Raw genomic sequence first — 21406 nt, forward strand, 5'->3', positions numbered from 1 at the left:
GACTCCAACCTCAAAATTCGGCGAATGCGAATGAGTTAGGTGGGAGATCAACTGCCCGTAAAAGCCTTCACTTTATTATGATCGTATTTTTGAAAATACGTATATGAGAAGTTCAATCGCGAAAATAACTAAAACAGATAGTCCGAATAAAGGCATGACAGCGCCTAGTATAACCATCATGATAAAGAAAACGAATGTGCTTTTCTTATCTCTTTGCTTAGGAGGTGCTGCTAATTTTCCTTTCGGTTTTCTCGCTAGCCACATTTTTACTCCGTAATAAATGAGAAGTAATAAGGATAATGTCGTTAGTAAGCATAATATTTTATTTGGCCATCCGAATAAATGTCCTTCGTGAAGCGGGATACCGTAAGTAAACCATTGTGCAAATAAGCCATAATCACGGTAGTCCGTTTTTGAAATGAGTTCCCCACTATATTGATCAAAGTAAGCTGTTATTTCTTCATTTGGTGCGACATGCATCCCCGTAATACCAGAACCGCTCGATTTCGAAACGGTGAATACACCTTTCGAATCAGCTGGTAGTGAGATAACATATGGCTTCTTTATTTCAATTTCCTTTTGTAATTTATCGACAGAAATTGCTTTTGGTTCATTTGAATTCGATTCAGGAGGAGCTTCTTTTCTTGTTGCCCACGGTAATTCTTTTACCTTTGATTCAGGCGGTGCCATATACAATTTCGGATACCCGAGCGATTCATTCGACGATGCGATTTTATAAATTTGGTTCCCCATAAATCCTGACCAAGGCAATCCAGATGCGACTAACAAAACGAGAGGAATTGTAAATATAATACCGATAATAGAATGACGTCGTTTTGCTTTTTCTCGCTTATTAGATGCCGGTGTGTTTTTGAATTGGCGTATACTCATATACAAACCAGTCACAATTAAAAAGATTGTCCAGCATGCCGCAAGTTCTACAATATAGTTGACGACAGTACCACCAACTAAAAGAGAACTATGTAATTCCCGCATTATATTGGCAAGCGTTTCACTTGCGTTTTGATCTCCGACAATTTGATTATTGCTATCTAAATACACATATTTTTGCATTCCTGTATATTCATTTGCAATTGTAAGCCTAGTATTATAATCCCCATTAAACTCACTGATTTTCGCCACACTATAATGTGGATATTTTTTCTCTGTTAAGAAAAGCGAATCAGCCATCGAAATAGATTCTGTTTGGGCGCTCTTTCCGAAATATAAATCTTTATAGATGAAATCTTCAACTTCTTCCCGAAATAAATACCCAATTCCGCTCAGTGACAAAGTAATAAGAAGCGGCGTAATAAAAAGCCCAGCATAAAAATGCCAACGCCAAAAAATATAATGAAGCGAACGATTTTGTTTCATACTTCAGTTCCCCTAACCTTCCCTATATGAATAAGCTACTTATTTAATATAGCGAGATTAAGTGTGATTACTTTGAAAGAATTGTGAAAAAAGTTAAAAGTTTTGGGGATTTTTATTAAACACAAAGCACATTTCAAAAGGGATGTGTTCTATGTTTATGAAGACCTTTTTATATTTGATACATACATTCTAACAACCGCTTTCGCAAGACATTGAGAGGAATCAACAAAGTCCTCACTCAACACCACATTCAAATCGGTACATGCGATAATAGCGGTATCTACTTCGTCTTTTAACTGTAAAACGAGCACACTCCATAATTTGCGAGCTTTCTCAATTTCTCCGCCCTTAATACAAGTAATAATTTGATTAATCATTTCTTGCCATTGTTCATTATGAATGTACTCTATATTACGTTTTGTAATCCCGTCTTGGTAAATACCTGCTTGAACAGTCGCTTCTGTTGCGAGAAGAGCGACTTTTTTTGTATTTTCAGGAATTGCTTTTAACGTCTCATCGACTATATTCAAGATAGGAATGGTAATAGAACGCTGTAATTCCTCGAAATAAAGATGCGCTGTATTACATGGCATTGCGATGAAATCTACACCAGTACTTTCAAGTTTTTGCGCTCCTTCAATAATCGCTTTTTTCATCGCAGCATGATCAATAGGGCGATCCATATAAAACGGTGTTGGGCACGAATAAATCATCATATGAGGAAAGTCCATATCATGCGTTGCTCCATATATTGTTTGGCACCCTGCTACAACTGTATCGACGAATGGCCCAGTTGATTTTGGTCCCATTCCTGCTAGTATTCCGATCATTGTTTAGTCCCCTTTAATATGTAATCAAAAACGTTTTCTGCGAATGAGAAAAAGAAATAAAGTAAGTAATAAAAATGAATATACGATAGTCCAAGCTGTAAGCCATAGAGTGTGAGTAAGAATATTATATTTGTATTGTCCAAGCATTATAAAGCTTTCGACAGGTGGTAAAAACCATAGTAACTCTTTTTTTAACCGGATTGAGGCGATCGTCATAAGTAATATAAATGTAAGACTAAGACAAGCGGTGCTTGCTTTTTGAATAATATTTCTAGTAAATAATGTTGCGATTGAAATTCCTAGTATAGATAAAGACATGTGAGCGAGAAATCCGACTAGAAATAAAGAAGCTGTCATTTTTTCATTAAACATTTGCAAAATAATTGGATAGATTACGGATATAAAAGATAAAACAGTACAAATAAGAAGAGCCGTAATATATTTACCAACGTATAATGCCGAAATATTATTTGTATGTGAAATAGTGATTTGTTCTTGTACAGGATCTTCAGTATGAAAAATTGTGACTGTAATCCAGGCAGATAATAAATAAAGTGCGAGTGCTGTTTCTAAGTATGTCGGCACAATGGGAGTTGGTTTGTATGTATATACAAAAAGTAAGCTTATGCAGTACATCGCAATAGGAGGAATGTATTTATACGATTTTGTGTAGTCGAGAAAATGGTAACGAATAAGCGCAAACATAATAAACCTTCTTTCGATTTAAAAATTAGGCTGTAGCAGTGTGATAGATGCTTTTTTATGTAATAAAAACTGAAGCATTTCGTTTGTATATTCCTTTTCGATTTGTAATTGAATGAGATTTTGATTTGAATTGTGTGTAACTTGTATAAATCCTGATTGCTTTTGTAGTTCTATAGCTGAAAATGTTTCGTGAACAATTGCCTCAATATAGACCTGTTCTGTTGATTTTTGCACAGAGGTATCTTCCGCAATTGTATGATTTGCTAACGTCACAATTCTATCGGCGAAGTTTTCTAGTAGTTGTTTTTCGTGACATGTGAAGAGTATAGATATGCCGTGTTGTTTTAATGAGAGTAAAATATGTTCTAGTTCTTGCTGAGAGTTAGGATCGAGCCCAGAAAGAGGTTCATCCAAAATTAATAAATGTACATCTGTAAGCAATGCTTGCATAATGCCTGTTTTTTGTTTCATGCCTTTTGAAAAGTTTCGTACAACGGAATGCCTTGCATGATGTAAGTGAAAAGATTCAAGAAGCATCGGAATTTTATCTTTTAAATATTTTGTTGATAAACCGTGAATATGGCCGAGATGATATAGATAATCCTCTAATGTAAAACGAATCCCTTCAGGAAAATGTTCAGGTACATAGCCGATTTGTATATGTTCTTTTCTTTGAAGTGTCCCTGTCGTAGGTGAAATAAATCCTGCAATTATTTTGAGTAGAGTACTTTTTCCAGTCCCATTCCCGCCAATAATAGCGAGTGCCTCTCCTTCTGGAATGGATAAATCAATGTTGTCTAGTATAAGTGATTTGCCATACTTCTTTTGAATTCCTCTTAGTTCTACTAGCAAAGTTCTATCCTTCTTTCTTCAAATATTGTATACATCCATTATATAGGAGAATAAGAAAAAGACGTGCAATGAGCGCACGTCTTTTTTTGATATGTTTTGTCGAATCGTCGATATATCGAAAAAATCGTTGATATATTTTATCGCTTCTCAATCGCCACAATAAATGGCGGGTTATTTTGCTGGTTAATGAAGCCGTATCGTAAAACGTGAGCTTGTTTTTGATCTAGTTCTTCTGTAAATTTGAGAACAGCGTCGCGTTCTACTTGTCCTTCTGGATGACCGTGATAAATAACAAGGACGATGATTCCTTCAGGTGCCATTACTTCTAGTAATTGTTCAATTGCCGAGAGTGTTGAGTTCGGTTTTGTAACGATATGTTTGTCACCACCAGGAAGGTAACCTAAGTTGAAGATAGCGCCTGTTACTTTTCCTTTTGCATCTTCTGGTAGTACGGATAGAAGCGTATCGTGACTATCGTGAACTAAAACAGTACGTTCAAAAAGCTCTTTTTCTTTTAGACGGATAGTAGAGCTTTCAATTGCTTCTTTTTGAATATCAAATCCAAATACTTTTCCGTTATCTCCAACGATTTCAGCTAGGAAGCAAGTGTCATGTCCATTGCCGAGGGTTGCATCTATAGCGTAATCGCCTTCTTTAACAGCCGTTTGCAAGAGTGTGCGAGCAAACGGTAATACACGTTCTAATTTCATTTTTGTTTCTCCTCATTTGCATATTTTCCTTGCCAGCTTCCGCGGCGTACAAATTCTGCATCGATGGAATTTAATACTTCCCATTTATTTAAGCTCCACATTGGACCGATCATTAAATCAGGTGGACCGTCACCTGTGATGCGGTGCACAATTACGTCTTCTGGAATGATTTCAAGTTGGTCAACAACGAGACTGACGTAATCCTCAAGAGAAAGGAATTCTAGTTGTCCTTTTTCGTATTGCTTCACCATTGGTGTTCCTTTTAATAAATGAAGTAAATGAATTTTAATTCCTTGTACGTCAAGCTTGGCTACTTCACGAGCTGTTTCCATCATCATGTCATAATCTTCAAGGGGAAGACCGTTAATAATGTGGGAGCAAACTCTAATGCCATGCTTACGTAATTTATTTACGCCTTCCACGTAAGATGGATAGTCATGAGCGCGATTAATAAGGTTTGCAGTACGTTCATGAACAGTTTGTAGTCCGAGTTCAACCCAAAGGTATGTGCGTTTATTTAAGTCCGCTAAATATTCAACGACATCGTCTGGTAAACAATCCGGACGAGTGGCAATAGAAAGACCGACAACGTCTTTTTCTGCTAGAAGCGGTTCGAATTTTTCTTTTAATACTTCAAGTGGCGCATGTGTATTTGTGTATGCCTGGAAATAAGCGATACATTTTCCGTCTTTCCACTTTGAGCGCATTTTTTCTTTCATTTCATGATATTGTGTTATAACATCATCGCGGCGATCGCCAGCGAAGTCACCAGATCCAGCAGCACTACAAAACGTGCAGCCACCGTAAGCAACTGTACCGTCACGGTTCGGGCAATCAAAGCCAGCATCTAATGAAACTTTAAAGATTTTTTCACCAAATTCATTTCGTAAGTGATAATTCCATGTATGATAACGTTTATTGTCGTTTGTATATGGAAAAGGGTTTTGAACCTTCATTACTTTCCCTCCTAAGACGAGTCAAAATAAAGTTCAACTAATACTCAGTGGGGAGTGTCTATCCCCACTGAGTATTAGTTGAACCAATCGGGTATTTACGTGTAGCCCGACTCCTGTTTATCTTCTTCGTTCCAGCCGAATTTTGAGGTTGGGTCTTACTGCCCACAAATAGCGAGATGAAACAAAATCCATTATAACATACTCATAAGGTTGAGATGGAAGGGACACACTAAAGGGGAATTGAAGCAAGGAGGGACAATTATGGCAGAGCGTCAATCACTTGAATCGTATATTACACAAGCGGAACAAGCGGTGGAATATGCGAAAGAACAATTAGACCTTGGCATGAGACAAGAGCATTACAATACGATGGAGTATTCGGATGCGCAGTTACAATTAGAACAAGCATATAACGATTTACAAACGATGCAACAACATGCGAATGATGAGCAACGCGAACAGTTAAATAGAGCACGTATGGCAATTCGCCAACTGCAACATCAAATGATTATTACACCGCACTAATAAGGAGTGAATGTAATGGCGAAACGTTCAGATCAAAATAATCCAGAGCAAAAAACACAAAATGGACATAACGCTGAATTTTCGAATGAGCTAGATCCGGTTGTTCAAGTGAAACAGCGTAATAGTAAAAAGGGACAACCGCAAAGATCAAAGCAATCAGAGTAAACCAGGTCGCAATATGACCTGGTTTTATTTTGCATCGAAAATGGCTGAGTAGTGCGGGATGAACAACTCACATACCGATTAAAGTTTTATTTTACTATATGACAATAATGTAAGATTTCTGTAAGGTTTGTCGATAGTTACGAGAGGCCTTTTCCAGTAGAGTAAGGGAGGATTTAATTTTGGACAAGGAGTTGCTTTATGGGGAACAATATTACAAACAAACGAATTGATGAGTTAGATTACATTCGTGGCTTCGCATTACTGGGGATTATTTTAGTAAATATTCTTGCACTACTGAATATTAAAGTTCCAGATCCTAATACAGTGGATGCAAGTTATCAAAGGTTTCTATACTTATTTGTAGAAGGGCGTTTCTTCTCAATCTTTTCATTCTTATTTGGAGTAGGATTCTATATCTTCATTACAAGAGCGATTGCGAAAGGGAAGAATGGATATGTTCTATTTCTACGCCGCTTAGTTGCACTATTTATTTTTGGTTTGATTCATCAAATGTTTCAGCCTGGGGAAGCACTAGCGTTATACGCAATTTGTGGATTAGTAACTTTACCATTTTATAAAGTGAAGAAGCAAATAAATTTGGTAGTAGGTCTTATTCTTACGATAGCTTTTAGTATTATGGCAGCTAAGGAATTATTACCATTAGGTTTAATTTTATTAGGTCTTGCTGCAGGACAGTACAAAGTATTTGAAAACCTTTCAGCGAAAATAAAGCAAGTCGCTATTTTTACAGGCGTTATGTTTGTTTTAAGTGTGATAGCTTTATGGTATCAATATGGGCATGTTCCTGCTGAACCATTTGTAAATATGATAATTATGAATGAGGATGGAACAATGGATGCTGCAGGTCAATTTTTAAAAATTGGAGTGACAGTTGGACCAATTATTTCAGCTTTCTATGTCGGAGCATTAATTTTGCTACTTCAATTAAAACCAGTTCAAACATTGTTAGCACCACTGAAATATTACGGTCGTATGGCTTTAACAAATTATATCGGACAAACTGTAATGATTTTAATTGCGGGCAGTGTATTTAACTTTGCAGGAAACTTAACGTACATGCAGACGCTATATGTGTGTATCGCAATTTATGCAATTCAAATTATTTTCAGTGTGATTTGGATGAAAATCTTTAAAATGGGTCCATTAGAATGGATTTGGCGTGTTATTACGTATTGGACGGTAACACCTTTAAAGAAATAAAGATAGAAATGGGCTGTTCCATAAACGGAACAACCCATTTTTTATTGTCACCTTTTGTCGGTAAGTTGATATTCCTTATCACATAGCTGATAAAAGTGAAATTATCGCCGATAAAATTTCATTTATCAATGAAGGAAGTGAATGTATTTAAAATGAAAAAGCTTACCTTACAAGCGCACCTTTTTTATATTACAAAAGTGTAAGGTAATTGTAATGTTAACAAATAGCAGTTCCTCTCCAAAAGGCGCAAAATAGGTAATGGAAAAACAAGCGTAGGAGGATATATATGACGAAACCAGTTGTAGACGTGAAAAACGTTCAAAAAGTGTACGGTAAAAAAGGTGAGAACCAATCACATGCGTTAAAAGGTGTTTCATTCTCAATTCAAGAGGGTGAGTTTGTCGGAATTATGGGACCATCAGGTTCTGGTAAAACGACATTGTTAAATGTAATTTCAACGCTTGATAAAGCAACGGGCGGCGTTGTTGAAATTGCGGGTACGGACATTACGAAAATGAAGCAAGGTGAGCTTTCTGATTTCCGTTCGCAAAAGTTAGGATTCATCTTCCAAGACTTTAACTTATTAGAGAATTTATCTATTTATGAGAACATTGCACTTCCACTTTCCCTTCAAGGTGTTCCATCACGTAATATTGGACCGAAAGTAGAGAAAGTAGCGGATATGTTAGGGATTACAGAAATTCTTCAAAAGTATCCATCTGAAGTATCTGGTGGACAGAAGCAGCGTTCAGCAGCAGCACGCGCTTTAGTGCATGAACCGGCAATTATTTTAGGGGACGAGCCAACAGGAGCTCTTGATTCTAAAAATGCAGCGAGTTTACTTGATGCGATGACAAACTTAAATGAAGAACAAGGCGTATCTATTATGATGGTTACGCACGATCCATATAGTGCAAGTTACTGTCAGCGTATTTTATTCATTCAAGATGGTGAGCTATATAAAGAAATTCATCGCGGTGGTACGCGTGAAGAGTTTTATAAAGAAATTTTAGATGTACTTGCAGATTTAGGTACACAAAAAGCGTAAGAAGGGAGGTCTAGGCTATGTTATTTAAACTTTCCATGTCAGGGCTAAAAAGTAAGCTGAAAGATTATATCGTCTTACTTGTTGGTCTTGTCATGTCGATTTCAATTTTTTATATGTTCCAAACGTTAGCGCTGAATAAAGCGTTTATCGAATCTAATTCGGTTATTCAATCAATTGGATTCGTATTCCAAGCAGGTTCATTTTTACTAGCCATTATAACGTTCTTCTATATTTTATATGCGAACTCTTTCTTATTATCTCTTCGTCAAAAAGAGTTTGGTATGTATATGATGTTAGGAGCAAAAAAACATAAAGTTACATTGCTTATGTTTATTGAAACGATTGTATTAGGTGCTGCTTCTCTTGCGATTGGTATTACAGTTGGTGTAGGACTTGCAGAAGGTATCGGACAGTTATTAATGAAACAATTAGAATTTGCTGGTGAAGGTTATAAAGCATTTTATCTACCATCTATGACTGTTACTTGCATCTTCTTCTTTGCACTATTTGTATTATCGGCAATTATGAATAGTATTAAGTTATCACGTATTTCTGTACTGCAACTTGTACATGCAGATGCACAAACAGAGCGTGTTGCAGTAAAAGGTAAAATGACAGGTGTCATTGCAATCCTTGCTGTTATTTTATTAGGAATTGGCTATGCATCAATGATTTACATGGAAAAACTAAGAGAAATGGGAATCCTTATTGCATTAATTACAACAACAACTGGTACTTACATGCTATTTGGATCATTTCTCCCAGTTATCATTAGAAAGTTAAAGAGTAATAAAAAGCGTAGTGAAAAAGGACTTAATGCCTTTACGTTTGCACAATTAAACTTCCGTATTAATAGCTTAACGAAAGTACTTGCAACGGTAGCGATGTTAGTTGCTCTTGGAGCGGGTGCAATTTCAGGTGGTATGGCGTTTAAAAATAACGTGATAAAAATGGTTGATGGTTTAGTAATATATGATTCAGTTATTCATAACCCAACAACAGAAGAAAAGAAAATTTTAGATGGTATTACATTTAAAGAGAAAAATGAATATCGTTACAAAGTTGATAATAAATACGTTTATTATGTAAAAGAAGATTTAGAGAAAAATCCTCCTTTCGTACAAGATACAAAACAGATGGAAAGTATGAAGGATTTAGGAAAAACAAAGAAAGTTTCAGAGGAACTGCCAGTAGGTGCAGTTTCTAGAGAAATGAATGAAAAAGATGCGAGCGCTAAAGAACTTCCAGAAGAATGGAACGAGGCTTTCAGAACAATTCAGCCATTTTATCTATACGAAGACCATGCAATTAAAATTGTAGATCAGAAAATGTACGATAATGTAAATGGTAAAGAAGGAATCGCAGTTACTGGAAAAACAGACGATTTTGTAGCATACACAAAAGAATGGAAAAAACTTGACGAGTTGCAGCTAGTTAAATATAAAAATATAAAAGCTGAAAGATTAGATAGTAAATATCAATCTTACAATGGGTTCTACGGCGTTGCGAGTGGAACAGTATTTATGGGATTCTTCCTTGGAATTGCGTTTTTAGCAATGATGGCAAGTTGTTTAATGTTTAAAATTCTTTCTGGTGCATCAAAAGATATTACGCGTTATCAAATGCTTCGTAAAATCGGTGTGCGCCGTGAGTTATTAACGAAATCAATTTATAAAGAATTATTCCTAGTATTCTTATTCCCGGCAATTGTGGGTATCGCTCACGTATTAGTTGGTATGAATATTTTCGGATTTATTTTAATGGATCCGTACTTCCGTATTTGGGTACCAATTGTAATTTTTGTAGTTATTTATGCGATTTATTACTTCATTACAGTTCAATTGTATAAAGGAATTGTTCTTCCGAAAGAAGATTAATAAAAACCGAGCGAAACTGCTCGGTTTTTATTATTTTCAGAAAAAACACTTTAATGTTACTGAAATATATAATATAATGTAAATAAGTAACATAATATGAAAGTATCAGCAACCGAAAAATGAAAGGAGGAATCCGATCTGTAGAAAGAAGCTGAACTTGTACTCCCCCTATTTTTTCTACCCACACCGTATTTGTACAATCATAAATTTCCAAATGAAAAATTGTCGTAAGAGTATATTGTGAAAATAATGGATAATACATGGAAATCTCATAGCATGATAAGGTAAAATGGACAGGATAATGAGAAAATTACCGTTCATAAGATGAGGAGATACATGTATGGAAGTTGTAGAGGCATTAAAAGATATAAGCCAAATTGAGGCTATGAAAAGGTATTTAAAAGAGCACTCGCAGCGAGATTATCTTTTATTTGTTATTGGAATTAACACTGGATTAAAGATTACTGAGCTACTTAGTATGAAATTTGAAGAGGTATTAAATGAAGATAAGACTGTTAAAGAGTTTTATTCTCTTCCTGTGAAAGATGAAAAATTTAAACAAGATATTTATTTAAATACAAAAGTAAAAGAAGCCCTTTTAGATTACGTACAATCTATTGATGCTCAAAGAGAAAACTACGTATTTCAATCTAATAAAACGACAAATTCAATCTCGCGCCAACAAGCGTATCGTGTTATCCATAGCGCAGCTGAAGCGGTTGGGATTGTTGGAAAGATTGGAACGAATTCAATGCGAAAAACATTTGGATTTCATGCGTACAAAAGAGGAATAGCGATTGCGCTATTGCAAAAGCATTTTCATCACGCAACTCCATCAGAGACGCTCAAGTATTTAGGAATCTCAAAAGATGAGAAGTTTAAAACAGAGATTGATGTAGATTTGTAAAAGGAAAGAGCCGTAACTAAAAAATTTTAGGAGGCGGGAATATGAATATTAGAGAAAGTGAACTACCTGGAATTGGATGTAAATTTGAAGTTATAACAAAGGGTAATGAAAAAATGGTTATTGTTATTCATGATGATGGAAGAAGGGAAATGTATCATTTTGATGCTGATCATGATGAGAGTATTTCAAGCATTTCTCTTCGTGATTCTGAAGCGAGACAAATTGCGGCCATATTAGGCGGAATGGTATATAGACCACAAGCTTTAGACACAATTGAGATGGCTTTTGAAGGGTTATCAATTGAATGGTTTAAAGTAGAAAATAACGCACCAGTGGTACAAAAAACAATTGGTAGCTTACATGTCAGAAAAACATATAACGTAACGATTATTGCTATTTTGAAAAAGAATATGAAGAAGTTCTTCAATCCAGGTCCAGACTCTATTATTGAAGCTGGCGATATGCTCGTATTATCGGGTGAAAGGCATGAAGTGAAAAGAATTATTAATGAATTGCTTTCAGCAGGAGGTGATTCATAATCGATGGATACTTTAATCTTTGAAGTTGGAACTGCGTTAGTATTAGTAGCTTTTGCAGCTATCCTCGCTGCAAAGTTAAAGTTTTCGATTATTCCGTTTCTCATTATACTCGGTATGTTAGTGGGGCCTCATGCCCCAGATTTAGGGCTTATCGATTTAAGGTTTATTGAAAGCGGAGAAGTTATTTCCTTCCTCGGCCGTGTTGGCGTCATATTCCTCCTATTCTACTTAGGCTTAGAATTCTCAATAAAAAAATTAATTAAATCAGGAAAGTCGATTGCTTTCGGGGGGACTGTCCACATATCGCTTAATTTTATATTAGGTTTGCTTTATGGATATATTATGGGCTTCCCCTTATTAGAAACATTAATTATTGCAGGAATTATTACAATTTCATCAAGTGCAATTGTAGCGAAAGTAATTGTTGATTTAAGGAGATCTGGTAATAAAGAGACAGAACTCATTTTAGGGATCATTATGTTTGATGATATCTTTTTAGCTGTATATTTATCAGTCGTTTCAGGGTTAGTACTCGGAGGTGCAACGTCATTTATAGGTGCTCTTACATCGGTGTTAATCGCAGTAGGGTATATGCTCCTATTCTTTATAATCGCTAGAAAAGCTACCCCGTTTCTAAATAAAATATTAGATATTTCGTCAAATGAAATTTTTATTATCGTAATATTCGCTATTTTATTTTTCGTAGCAGGATTTTCAGAAACGATTCATGTTGCGGAGGCGATTGGGGCGTTATTATTGGGACTCGTCTTTTCTGAAACAGAGCATAGTGACCGGATCGAGCATCTCGTCGTCCCGTTTCGTGATTTCTTTGGAGCTATATTCTTTTTCAGCTTCGGTTTAAGTATAGATCCATTTTCGCTTGGAGGAGCAGTGTGGTTGGCATTAGGAGCAGTTTTCATTACTCTTATCGGTAATTTTACAGCTGGAATGATTGCAGGACGTAAAGCCGGGTTATCGCATAAGGCTTCTACGAATATTGGTTTAACACTTGTATCACGCGGAGAGTTCTCCATTATTGTCGCGAATATTGGCATCGCTGGTGGCTTAATGGCAACGATTAAACCGTTCTCTGCTTTGTATGTTTTAATATTGGCATCTTTAGGACCTTTATTAACGAAGGAGTCTGGGAGAATATATTCCTTACTAGATAAAATGTTTAAATGGAGTGCTAAAGAAAGTGCAAAACGTAAAAAAGAAGTTGGGTAATTATACAAGGGAACGATTTCATTATAGATAGATTAAAATGACACAAAGGCGATTAGAAATTTTTCTAATCGCCTTTATGCCATTATCTGAATTTCATCAACTATTAATCAGTTGCCTTCCTATTTAAAAACGACTACAATTTTACTGTTATAGATGAACGAAAAAAATAGAATAGGAGGGGAGACTATGCCAAGGAAAGTATGGCTATTAGTAGCTGGGATGATTATTAATGTCACGGGTGCTTCTTTTTTATGGCCTTTTAATACAATTTATTTGCATGATCACCTAGGAAAATCTTTATCAGTGGCTGGAATGGTATTAATGATCAACTCGCTTACTGGTGTAATCGGGAACTTGCTCGGCGGTGTTTTATTTGATAAATGGGGCGGTTATAAATCAATTTTAGTAGGGATTGTCATTACACTCGTATCGATTTTAGGTCTTGTGTTTTTCCATGGTTGGCCGTTATATGTTGTGTGGCTAGCATTAATTGGCTTTGGTTCTGGAATGGTCTTTCCATCGATGTATGCGATGGTTGGTACGGTTTGGCCAGAGGGCGGAAGACGAGCATTTAATGCGATGTATGTTGGACAAAACGTTGGGATTGCGATTGGAACAGCATGCGGTGGTTTAGTTGCGTCTTATCGTTTTGATTATATTTTCTTAGCGAACTTTATTTTATACTTTGTTTTCTTCCTAATTGCTTTTATTGGATTCCGAGGTATGGAAGACAAAAAAGAGCAAGGAGTACAAAAAGAAATCGAAACGAAAAAAGGGTGGTCACTTACACCTGGATTCAAAGCACTTCTTATCGTATGTGTAGCATATGCTTTATGCTGGGTTACATATGTACAGTGGCAAGGGGCAATTGCAACGTATATGCAAGAGTTAAATATTAGTCTTCGTCACTACAGCTTATTATGGACGATAAACGGGGCGATGATTGTTTGTGCCCAGCCGCTTGTTAGTATGCTAATTCGCTGGATGAAGCGTTCTTTAAAACAACAAATTATGATTGGAATTATCATTTTTGCGGCGTCATTCATTGTGTTAAGTCAAGCGCAGCAGTTTACGATGTTCCTCGTTGCGATGGTGACATTAACAATTGGTGAGTTATTCGTATGGCCAGCTGTTCCAACCATTGCAAATATACTTGCGCCGAAAGATAAATTAGGCTTTTATCAAGGTGTTGTAAATAGCGCAGCGACTGTAGGGAAAATGTTCGGACCGGTCGTTGGCGGAGCGATTGTTGATATATACAATATGGAAGTATTGTTTATAGCGATCATGGTAATGCTTGTAGTAGCGATTATAGCAACGAGTATTTATGATAAACGAGTAAAAGTAGAAGAAACAGTTGAAGAAAAAATTGCAGTTTAGTTTGACGGAACATGTAACATGTTTTAGAATATATTTAAATAAAACAACCTTTGGAACAAGGGAGATAGCTCGGCTGTCCTAAGACGAATTCGTTAGTTATTAAGAGTAACGATTAACCGAGAAGCCTTAGCTTCAAGTAAGCTCTTTAGAGATACGAAGTAGTGGGTAGTTCACATTAACTTATATTTGTAATAACAGTGAGAAGGAGTAGTAGTAATAGAAGCTGGTTTAGAGAGTTGACGGTCGGTGCAAGTCAATCCACGTTTCGTTATGAACTCGCCTTTGAGTTGCAGTTGTGAAATCATTAGTAGCAATTGCCGTTAATCCACGTTACGGATCTAAGCGAATGTATATATTACATTAATTTAGGGTGGTACCGCGGGAATCTATAACCTCTCGTCCCTTTCTAGGGATGAGAGGTTTTTTGTATTTTGGGCGGTGAAAATAAATAGAATTTCAAGGAGGGTATCTCATGAGCTTTAATCATCAAGAAATTGAGAAGAAGTGGCAAGGGCATTGGGAAGAGAATAAAACATTCCGTACGCCAGATGAGACAGAAAAACCAAAATTTTATGCACTAGATATGTTCCCATATCCATCAGGTGCAGGCTTACACGTAGGTCATCCAGAAGGTTATACAGCGACAGATATTTTATCTCGTATGAAGCGTATGCAAGGATATAATGTTCTTCATCCAATGGGATGGGATGCATTCGGTCTTCCAGCAGAGCAATATGCACTTGATACTGGGAACAGCCCGGCTGAATTTACAGAACTTAATATTAATACGTTCCGTAATCAAATTAAAGCATTAGGCTTCTCTTACGATTGGGATCGTGAAGTAAATACAACAGATCCAAACTACTACAAGTGGACACAATGGATCTTCCTAAAACTATTTGAAAAAGGTTTAGCTTACGTTGATGAAGTACCTGTAAACTGGTGCCCAGCACTTGGTACGGTACTTGCAAACGAAGAAATCATTGACGGTAAGAGTGAGCGCGGTGGACATCCAGTTGAGCGTCGTCCGATGAGACAGTGGATGTTAAAAATTACAGCTTATGGAGATCGTCTATTAGAAGATCTAGATGAGCTTGATTGGCCAGAAAGCTTAAAAGACATGCAACGTAACTGGATTGGTCGTTCTGAAGGTGCAGAAGTACACTTCAACATCGACGGTACAGACGAGAAATTCACAGTTTTCACAACGCGTCCTGATACATTATTTGGTGCAACATACTGTGTACTTGCTCCGGAACATGCGCTTGTTGCAGAAATTACAACAGCGGAACAAAAAGAAGCGGTAGAAGCTTACATTAACTCTGTTAAAATGAAGAGTGATTTAGAGCGTACAGAACTTGCGAAAGAGAAAACTGGTGTATTCACTGGTGCTTACGCAGTTAACCCGGTAAACGGTGAGAAATTACCAATCTGGATCGCTGATTATGTTCTTGCAACTTACGGAACAGGTGCTGTAATGGCAGTTCCAGCTCACGATGAGCGTGACTATGAATTCGCATCAGTATTCAATCTTCCAATGAAGGAAGTTGTAAAAGGCGGAGATATTACGAAAGAAGTGTACACAGGTGATGGTGCACACGTAAACTCAGCATTCCTTGATGGTTTAAATAAAGAAGAAGCAATCGCAAAAATGATCGAGTGGCTTGAGGTAACAAGCGCAGGAAATCAAAAAGTAACGTACCGTCTACGTGACTGGTTATTTAGCCGTCAACGTTACTGGGGTGAGCCGATTCCAGTAATCCATTGGGAAGATGGCACAATGACAGCTGTGAAAGAAGAAGAATTACCATTAGTTCTTCCGAAGACAGAAAACATCCGTCCTTCAGGTACAGGTGAATCACCACTAGCTAATATTGAAGAGTGGGTAAATGTTGTTGATCCTGAAACTGGTAAAAAAGGTCGTCGTGAAACGAACACAATGCCACAATGGGCTGGTAGCTGCTGGTACTACCTACGCTACATCGATCCAAACAACAGCGAAGCACTTGTAGACCCTGAAAAAGTAAAACAATGGCTTCCAGTTGATATTTATATCGGCGGAGCAGAGCACGCTGTTCTTCACTTACTATATGCTCGTTTCTGGCATAAAGTATTATATGATATCGGTGTAGTTCCAACGAAAGAACCGTTCCAACAATTATTCAACCAAGGTATGATCTTAGGTGAAAACAACGAGAAAATGAGTAAATCAAAAGGTAACGTTGTAAACCCGGATGATATCGTAGCAAGCCATGGTGCAGATACACTTCGTCTATACGAAATGTTCATGGGACCATTAGATGCTTCAATTGCTTGGTCTGAAAATGGTCTTGACGGAGCTCGTCGCTTCCTAGATCGCGTATGGCGACTATTCATTCAAGAGAACGGTGAATTAAGTGAGAAAATTACTGATGCACCAAACAAAAATCTTGAAAAAGCTTACCACCAAACAGTGAAGAAAGTAACAGAAGACTATGCAGAGCTTCGCTTCAACACAGCGATTTCTCAAATGATGGTATTCATCAACGATGCATACAAAGCTGAAACACTTCCGAAAGAATATGTAGAAGGTTTCGTAAAAATGATTGCACCAGTTGCACCTCACATCGGGGAAGAGCTATGGAGCAAACTTGGATACAGTGAAACAATCACATATGCAAGCTGGCCAACATTTGATGAGTCTAAACTTGTAGAAGATGAAGTTGAAATTGTTGTTCAAATTATGGGCAAAGTTCGCGCAAAACTAACAATGAGTAAAGACGCATCAAAAGAAGAAATGGAACAACTTGCACTTGAGGAAATCAAAGAACAAATTGAAGGAAAAACAGTTCGTAAAGTAATTGTTGTTCCTGGAAAACTTGTTAACGTTGTTGCAAACTAATTCATTCTAAATAAAAGCTCAGAGTATTTATACTCTGAGCTTTTTTGTGTAGAAAATAATCTCAGGATCACCTTCATCTAAGTTTTCAATCATTCCACTGCGTACAAATAAAAGAGCGGAATTCCAATACAGACAAACACCTATTTTTTTATAGGAAATATGATAAAAAAGGTAGGCTAAATTGAGTAGAAGAGGTGAAAGGAATGAAAGGGATGGACAATAATGCACCACATGGCTTCTTCGGAGGTGGATCGGATAGTTATGGACAAATGATGTTTATGGGAGGAGATGGTCAACACGGATATGGCGGAATCCCAAGTTGGATGGGAGGAGCAGCTGGAGGATTTCCGACGTCAGTTGCGGGTGTACAAACAGGATTCCCAACATCAGTAGCTGGAGCGCAAACAGGATTTCCTGCACAAGGAGGAGTGCCTGTAGGTATGCCAACTACATTCCCATCTTTCGTTGGCGGTGTACAAACAGGATTTCCTGTACCTGGCGTTGGTGTTGTAGCTGGTGGAATCGGCGGATTCCCTCAAGGTGTTCACGGTCATCATGTGCACCATGTGCACCATGAGCATCACGGCCATCACGGCCATCACGGCCATCATCAACACCACGGTCAGCATCATGGCCATCATCAGCACCAAGGTCATCATCAACAACAAGTACATCATCATGGTCATCATCAAATTCATCCGCAGGCTGTCCTTTATCAAACACACCAAGGTCATCATCAGCACCACGGCCATCATCAGCACCACGGTCATCATCAGCACCAAGGTCATCATCAGCACCAAGGTCATCATCAGCACCAAGGTCATCATCAACAACACGGCCACCATCAGCAACAAGTACATCACCAAGGCCACCACCAAATTCATCCGCAAGCTGTTCTTTTCCAAACACACCAAGGTCAACACCATCACCAAGGCCAACATCATCACCAAGGCCAACACCATCACCAAGGCCAACACCATCACCAAGGTCAACACCATCACCAAGGCCAACACCATCACCAAGGCCAACACCACCATCAAGGTCAACAACATCATCAAGGTCAACAGCATCATCAAGGTCAACAACAATACCAACAGTATCAGCAACAACAACAACAGCCTTGGGCAGGTGGAATTGGAGCAGGGACGGCAGCAGGAGCAGCGGCTGGTACTGCAGGAGCAGCAGGACACGCGGGACACGTGGGTCATTAATAGGCCAAAGGAAAAAAGACATAATAAAAAACTGCTAGGAGATCCTAGCAGTTTTTTTCTGCCTCTTGACGTTGGCGTTCGATTTCAGCACGAAGTTGTGGTTCCGGTGCTTGCCATCCTTCAGGTTTCATAATTTTGCCGTCGCCCTCGCGGAATCGAGGCTTTCCATCAGGGAATAGTTTTGCCATGTTAGCATTGTTTACAATTTCGAATCCTTTATCTGGACGTACGCCCATTTCTGCAAACGTTCCGAATGCAAAGTAAATAAGGTCAATAAGTGCATCATATTGATCTTCAACAGTTGTTGCTTCTAGAAATTCTTCTAGCTCTTCTTGCATAAAGCTAGCACGAATTTTTGCACGCTCTTCTGTTAGTTTTGTTGGAGTATTTGTCACAGGATGTCCGAACTCTTCATGCATTTTTGCAACAAGTTCGTATCCTTTATCTAAACCTTTTTCGTTTGTCATGTTGTTTCATCCTTTCTTACGCTATGCCGAAGTTTATTGTAACATAAGGTGGTTATTTAATAAAAAAACATCTTATGAGAAATAAGATGTTTGCTCGTCATTCTTCTTTCTTAATTAAAATAGATAAAATAAGATCAATACCAAACATTCCGATGAGTAGCATTGGTATAACGACAAGTAAATAACGTGTGAAAGAAACATTTTTTAAGTATGTATGAGCAAATAAAAAGACGCCGAGAAATAAAATACCATTTAAAATAGGTTTTACTAATTTTTTAGACATAAGCTCCCCCGTAAATATCCCTTTTCTCTATTTAAAAATAAAAACTTCCCTCTCCGTTGTACCATGCCAGAGAGGGGAGTTCAATCGTTAACTTATTCAATTACACCAGAATTTGTAATATTTACGGTATATTTTACGTTAACAGGGACATCTTTGTACATTTTTTTCCACTCTTCTAATTTAAATGGACGATAATGTTGCTTATATTTAGCTCCTAGTCCGAGAGGATCGACGCCTAAAGATTTGAACTGTTTAATTAATTTGGCAGCTTGTATATCTAATTGTTTTTGGATGGCTTTTTCAATTTTTTTTGTGTTCTTAACATTTTCTAAGTTAATTGGTTTCGATAGTTCTTGGATACGGGCATCAAGCTTAACGTGAATGGAAAAAGAAGGTTTTCCATTTTTTATTTTTATATCGTAAGTTGGAACGGAACGGATATTATTAATCATTACGTATGCGGAATCCGTTTTAAATTCATGTGAATCTAATCTGTGTTTCTCTAATAGTCCTTTAAATATGAACATATCTTTTTCTGTAATTTTACCGATATATTTATCCTTTTTAAAAAGACCAATTCCAGTAATTTTTATTTTATCCTCATGTTTCTTTAAAATCGGAATATAGTAGTCTTGTCCTTCTCGATAATAACGGAATGCTCCTATATGCAGGTTATCCTGTGGTAAAGGACCGGTTTCCATGTTATGTTCTAGCAGTTTCTTCATATAAATTGCAACGTTGGATGCAGTCGTATATTTTCCTTTTAAAAGATCAGTACCATTCCCCTCTAATAAAGCAACATATAAAGCGTTCCCTATATTCACATCTCGAATTAATGTGTCAAATGAAGTAGACATTCCTTTTTTGGCAAGTCTGATAGTATAGAGAGCAACACGCATTTGTCCGCTAGCGAATGGTTGAGAAGACTCCAAAGATGTGTCTGCTTTTACTTGTTTTACGGCATTTGCGCTGCCTTCAAAAACTTGAACTTTATTTCCTTTTTGTTGAATCGGACAAACGAAAGTCACTTTTACTTTATTATCTTTTGCTAAATCAAATACGGTTCCTTGAATAAGTTGTACATCATCGATAATATTTTTTTGTAAACATCCAGTTAGACTGAAGATTGTCATACAAGAAAGAAGTATTAATTTGCTTTTGATTTTTTCCATTTTCTTTTCACCCACACAATAATAAATAGGATAGGAATGTATACATAAATGAGCCAAAAACTAACTTTTGATGCGTTGCTAATAAAATTATTAATATCCTGTCTGTTTGTTAAAAGTTGTGAAACAATGAGGGTAATAAGGATAAAAGCGATTAGAATTCCTCTTTGTTTTACGCGAAATATTTCGTGAGTTCCTCTCGTTGCCGCCCATAAAGGAAGGATAAAACTTGTGACAATAACGAGTGCATAAGCTGAAATTGCAATATATTCTAGCCTTTCTATGAATGGTAATTGAATGACTTGGGTCATAGAAAGTTGAGACCATATCGTTTTTAATAATTGTTTTTCACTAAAAAAGGAAAAGGCTAAAAGGGTACTAAATAAATATAGAAGATTTGAAAATAGTGCCCCATATTGAGCGAATTTATGAGATTGTTTAGGGTTTTTCACAAATGGATAAACCATGAGGTAAACCTCAAAACCGGTCATACTGTAGATTGACAGTTGAGCGGCTTTTAAAATATCTGAAAAAGAATGTGTGAATATAGGGAGTAAATTAGGCCAGTGAGAGTATTTCAAAACGAATAGGCTAAGAAATAAATATCCCAATGTACCACCAACTGAGATGACACAAATGCCGGTAATTACACGAAATCCAGAAGAGATAATGTAATAGCTAACTAAGCATAAAAATAGTGTTAACATCCAAGTGGAAGCGGTAGGGAACATCCATACTTGAATAATCTCAACATATGTTCGAATGACGGAAATACTGACGATTAAAAAATAAGCCGAAAAGATGATATTAATGCCGTTTCCTAGCCATTTTCCAAATGTTTGCCGATGTAAATCAATTAAATTCCCGTTTGTTTCTTTTAATAAAAAATACATCATCCATATAAGAATATGGATACAGATTCCTGTGATTAAAACTCCCATCCAGCCGTCGTATCCAGCCGCCTTTGCAATGATTCGAGCGAATCCGAGAACACCAGCACCAAATTGTGCACCGTGAATTAAAAAGAAAACGAAGACGGGTGATATTTGGTGTTCTGCTTTAATTTTACTCATCGA

At 37.0% G+C, this 21406-nt stretch carries 21 protein-coding genes, 1 pseudogene and 1 other annotated feature; of the genes and pseudogenes, 11 read left to right on the forward strand and 11 right to left on the reverse strand.

Annotated elements, in window-relative coordinates; genetic code table 11:
- Nucleotides 1-75: 75 nt before the first annotated feature.
- The 6 genes from Q3V31_RS12515 to mnmL all read right to left on the reverse strand — a co-directional run bounded on the left by Q3V31_RS12515 (nucleotide 76) and on the right by mnmL (nucleotide 5430).
- Nucleotides 76-1377, reverse strand: coding sequence for a PepSY-associated TM helix domain-containing protein (locus Q3V31_RS12515; protein ID WP_329765316.1), 1302 nt, complete (start codon nucleotides 1375-1377; stop codon nucleotides 76-78).
- Nucleotides 1378-1532: 155 nt separating this feature from the next.
- Nucleotides 1533-2207 (reverse strand): aspartate/glutamate racemase family protein, encoded by a 675-nt coding sequence (locus Q3V31_RS12520; protein ID WP_000579327.1) that lies wholly within the window; start codon nucleotides 2205-2207, stop codon nucleotides 1533-1535.
- A gap of 24 nt (nucleotides 2208-2231) precedes the next feature.
- Nucleotides 2232-2912: a hypothetical protein gene (locus Q3V31_RS12525; protein ID WP_016130373.1), complete on the reverse strand. Its 681-nt coding sequence runs from the start codon at nucleotides 2910-2912 to the stop codon at nucleotides 2232-2234.
- An 18-nt stretch (nucleotides 2913-2930) separates the two neighbouring features.
- Complete coding sequence (locus Q3V31_RS12530) at nucleotides 2931-3764, reverse strand: ABC transporter ATP-binding protein (protein ID WP_016130372.1); 834 nt, start codon at nucleotides 3762-3764, stop codon at nucleotides 2931-2933.
- Nucleotides 3765-3901: 137 nt separating this feature from the next.
- Nucleotides 3902-4474: a tRNA 5-(aminomethyl)-2-thiouridylate-methyltransferase MnmM gene (gene mnmM / locus Q3V31_RS12535; RefSeq protein ID WP_000764482.1), complete on the reverse strand. Its 573-nt coding sequence runs from the start codon at nucleotides 4472-4474 to the stop codon at nucleotides 3902-3904.
- Nucleotides 4471-5430, reverse strand: a complete 960-nt coding sequence (gene mnmL, locus Q3V31_RS12540) for a tRNA modification radical SAM protein MnmL/YtqA (RefSeq protein ID WP_000868033.1) — start codon at nucleotides 5428-5430, stop codon at nucleotides 4471-4473. Before mnmL ends, mnmM begins: the two co-directional genes overlap by 4 nt.
- 261 nt (nucleotides 5431-5691) lie before the next feature.
- On the opposite strand from mnmL, the gene Q3V31_RS12545 reads away from it, so the two are divergent.
- The 10 genes from Q3V31_RS12545 to leuS all read left to right on the forward strand — a co-directional run bounded on the left by Q3V31_RS12545 (nucleotide 5692) and on the right by leuS (nucleotide 17200).
- Nucleotides 5692-5955 carry a YtzC family protein gene (locus tag Q3V31_RS12545; RefSeq protein ID WP_000840865.1) on the forward strand — a complete coding sequence of 88 codons (264 nt, stop codon included), beginning with the start codon at nucleotides 5692-5694 and terminating at the stop codon, nucleotides 5953-5955.
- A 15-nt stretch (nucleotides 5956-5970) separates the two neighbouring features.
- Entirely contained in the window at nucleotides 5971-6120 is a 150-nt protein-coding gene (locus Q3V31_RS12550) for a hypothetical protein (protein WP_001129345.1), read from the forward strand.
- Between the two features lie 198 nt (nucleotides 6121-6318).
- Nucleotides 6319-7341, forward strand: coding sequence for a DUF418 domain-containing protein (locus Q3V31_RS12555; protein WP_000527738.1), 1023 nt, complete (start codon nucleotides 6319-6321; stop codon nucleotides 7339-7341).
- 286 nt (nucleotides 7342-7627) lie between these two features.
- A complete protein-coding gene (locus tag Q3V31_RS12560) occupies nucleotides 7628-8389 on the forward strand; it encodes an ABC transporter ATP-binding protein (protein ID WP_000165842.1) in 762 nt (253 codons plus the stop codon).
- A 17-nt stretch (nucleotides 8390-8406) separates the two neighbouring features.
- Nucleotides 8407-10266, forward strand: a complete 1860-nt coding sequence (locus Q3V31_RS12565) for an ABC transporter permease (protein ID WP_329765317.1) — start codon at nucleotides 8407-8409, stop codon at nucleotides 10264-10266.
- A 340-nt stretch (nucleotides 10267-10606) separates the two neighbouring features.
- Nucleotides 10607-11173, forward strand: coding sequence for a tyrosine-type recombinase/integrase (locus Q3V31_RS12570; protein WP_000454227.1), 567 nt, complete (start codon nucleotides 10607-10609; stop codon nucleotides 11171-11173).
- Between the two features lie 41 nt (nucleotides 11174-11214).
- Nucleotides 11215-11712 (forward strand): cation:proton antiporter regulatory subunit, encoded by a 498-nt coding sequence (locus Q3V31_RS12575; RefSeq protein WP_001026047.1) that lies wholly within the window; start codon nucleotides 11215-11217, stop codon nucleotides 11710-11712.
- Between the two features lie 3 nt (nucleotides 11713-11715).
- Nucleotides 11716-12939, forward strand: coding sequence for a cation:proton antiporter (locus Q3V31_RS12580; protein ID WP_000380169.1), 1224 nt, complete (start codon nucleotides 11716-11718; stop codon nucleotides 12937-12939).
- A gap of 186 nt (nucleotides 12940-13125) precedes the next feature.
- Entirely contained in the window at nucleotides 13126-14319 is a 1194-nt protein-coding gene (locus tag Q3V31_RS12585; protein ID WP_001137540.1) for an MDR family MFS transporter, read from the forward strand.
- Between the two features lie 188 nt (nucleotides 14320-14507).
- Nucleotides 14508-14726: a binding site (T-box leader), on the forward strand.
- A gap of 65 nt (nucleotides 14727-14791) precedes the next feature.
- Nucleotides 14792-17200 (forward strand): leucine--tRNA ligase, encoded by a 2409-nt coding sequence (leuS, locus tag Q3V31_RS12590; protein WP_016130370.1) that lies wholly within the window; start codon nucleotides 14792-14794, stop codon nucleotides 17198-17200.
- Between the two features lie 27 nt (nucleotides 17201-17227).
- Here leuS and Q3V31_RS12595 read toward each other — a convergent pair.
- Nucleotides 17228-17308: pseudogene (locus tag Q3V31_RS12595) on the reverse strand (GNAT family N-acetyltransferase); the annotation flags it as partial.
- Nucleotides 17309-17403: 95 nt separating this feature from the next.
- On the opposite strand from Q3V31_RS12595, the gene Q3V31_RS12600 reads away from it, so the two are divergent.
- Entirely contained in the window at nucleotides 17404-18411 is a 1008-nt protein-coding gene (locus tag Q3V31_RS12600; protein WP_329765318.1) for a VrrB protein, read from the forward strand.
- Nucleotides 18412-18455: 44 nt separating this feature from the next.
- On the opposite strand, the gene Q3V31_RS12605 is transcribed toward Q3V31_RS12600, so the two are convergent.
- The 4 genes from Q3V31_RS12605 to Q3V31_RS12620 form a co-directional block, all read right to left on the reverse strand.
- Nucleotides 18456-18878: a pyrophosphohydrolase domain-containing protein gene (locus Q3V31_RS12605; protein ID WP_000180548.1), complete on the reverse strand. Its 423-nt coding sequence runs from the start codon at nucleotides 18876-18878 to the stop codon at nucleotides 18456-18458.
- 97 nt (nucleotides 18879-18975) lie between these two features.
- Nucleotides 18976-19161: a hypothetical protein gene (locus Q3V31_RS12610; RefSeq protein ID WP_000038778.1), complete on the reverse strand. Its 186-nt coding sequence runs from the start codon at nucleotides 19159-19161 to the stop codon at nucleotides 18976-18978.
- Nucleotides 19162-19253: 92 nt separating this feature from the next.
- Nucleotides 19254-20333, reverse strand: coding sequence for a Ger(x)C family spore germination protein (locus Q3V31_RS12615; RefSeq protein WP_000411383.1), 1080 nt, complete (start codon nucleotides 20331-20333; stop codon nucleotides 19254-19256).
- Complete coding sequence (locus Q3V31_RS12620) at nucleotides 20309-21403, reverse strand: spore germination protein (RefSeq protein ID WP_000034803.1); 1095 nt, start codon at nucleotides 21401-21403, stop codon at nucleotides 20309-20311. The genes Q3V31_RS12615 and Q3V31_RS12620 overlap by 25 nt, the downstream gene beginning before the upstream one ends.
- Between the last annotated feature and the right edge of the window lie 3 nt (nucleotides 21404-21406).

This window comes from Bacillus nitratireducens, from assembly GCF_036320425.1.
GTDB classification, from domain to species: domain Bacteria; phylum Bacillota; class Bacilli; order Bacillales; family Bacillaceae_G; genus Bacillus_A; species Bacillus_A nitratireducens.

What these genes read in the sequence shown, in the direction of transcription:
- Q3V31_RS12515 (WP_329765316.1), bottom strand. Translation starts at nt 1,377, where the DNA reads ATGAAACAAAATCGTTCGCTTCATTATATTTTTTGGCGTTGGCATTTT.
- Q3V31_RS12520 (WP_000579327.1), bottom strand. Translation starts at nt 2,207, where the DNA reads ATGATCGGAATACTAGCAGGAATGGGACCAAAATCAACTGGGCCATTC.
- Q3V31_RS12525 (WP_016130373.1), bottom strand. Translation starts at nt 2,912, where the DNA reads ATGTTTGCGCTTATTCGTTACCATTTTCTCGACTACACAAAATCGTAT.
- mnmM (WP_000764482.1), bottom strand. Translation starts at nt 4,474, where the DNA reads ATGAAATTAGAACGTGTATTACCGTTTGCTCGCACACTCTTGCAAACG.
- mnmL (WP_000868033.1), bottom strand. Translation starts at nt 5,430, where the DNA reads ATGAAGGTTCAAAACCCTTTTCCATATACAAACGACAATAAACGTTAT.
- Q3V31_RS12545 (WP_000840865.1), top strand. Translation starts at nt 5,692, where the DNA reads ATGGCAGAGCGTCAATCACTTGAATCGTATATTACACAAGCGGAACAA.
- Q3V31_RS12550 (WP_001129345.1), top strand. Translation starts at nt 5,971, where the DNA reads ATGGCGAAACGTTCAGATCAAAATAATCCAGAGCAAAAAACACAAAAT.
- Q3V31_RS12555 (WP_000527738.1), top strand. Translation starts at nt 6,319, where the DNA reads ATGGGGAACAATATTACAAACAAACGAATTGATGAGTTAGATTACATT.
- Q3V31_RS12560 (WP_000165842.1), top strand. Translation starts at nt 7,628, where the DNA reads ATGACGAAACCAGTTGTAGACGTGAAAAACGTTCAAAAAGTGTACGGT.
- Q3V31_RS12565 (WP_329765317.1), top strand. Translation starts at nt 8,407, where the DNA reads ATGTTATTTAAACTTTCCATGTCAGGGCTAAAAAGTAAGCTGAAAGAT.
- Q3V31_RS12570 (WP_000454227.1), top strand. Translation starts at nt 10,607, where the DNA reads ATGGAAGTTGTAGAGGCATTAAAAGATATAAGCCAAATTGAGGCTATG.
- Q3V31_RS12575 (WP_001026047.1), top strand. Translation starts at nt 11,215, where the DNA reads ATGAATATTAGAGAAAGTGAACTACCTGGAATTGGATGTAAATTTGAA.
- Q3V31_RS12580 (WP_000380169.1), top strand. Translation starts at nt 11,716, where the DNA reads ATGGATACTTTAATCTTTGAAGTTGGAACTGCGTTAGTATTAGTAGCT.
- Q3V31_RS12585 (WP_001137540.1), top strand. Translation starts at nt 13,126, where the DNA reads ATGCCAAGGAAAGTATGGCTATTAGTAGCTGGGATGATTATTAATGTC.
- leuS (WP_016130370.1), top strand. Translation starts at nt 14,792, where the DNA reads ATGAGCTTTAATCATCAAGAAATTGAGAAGAAGTGGCAAGGGCATTGG.
- Q3V31_RS12600 (WP_329765318.1), top strand. Translation starts at nt 17,404, where the DNA reads ATGAAAGGGATGGACAATAATGCACCACATGGCTTCTTCGGAGGTGGA.
- Q3V31_RS12605 (WP_000180548.1), bottom strand. Translation starts at nt 18,878, where the DNA reads ATGACAAACGAAAAAGGTTTAGATAAAGGATACGAACTTGTTGCAAAA.
- Q3V31_RS12610 (WP_000038778.1), bottom strand. Translation starts at nt 19,161, where the DNA reads ATGTCTAAAAAATTAGTAAAACCTATTTTAAATGGTATTTTATTTCTC.
- Q3V31_RS12615 (WP_000411383.1), bottom strand. Translation starts at nt 20,333, where the DNA reads ATGGAAAAAATCAAAAGCAAATTAATACTTCTTTCTTGTATGACAATC.
- Q3V31_RS12620 (WP_000034803.1), bottom strand. Translation starts at nt 21,403, where the DNA reads ATGAGTAAAATTAAAGCAGAACACCAAATATCACCCGTCTTCGTTTTC.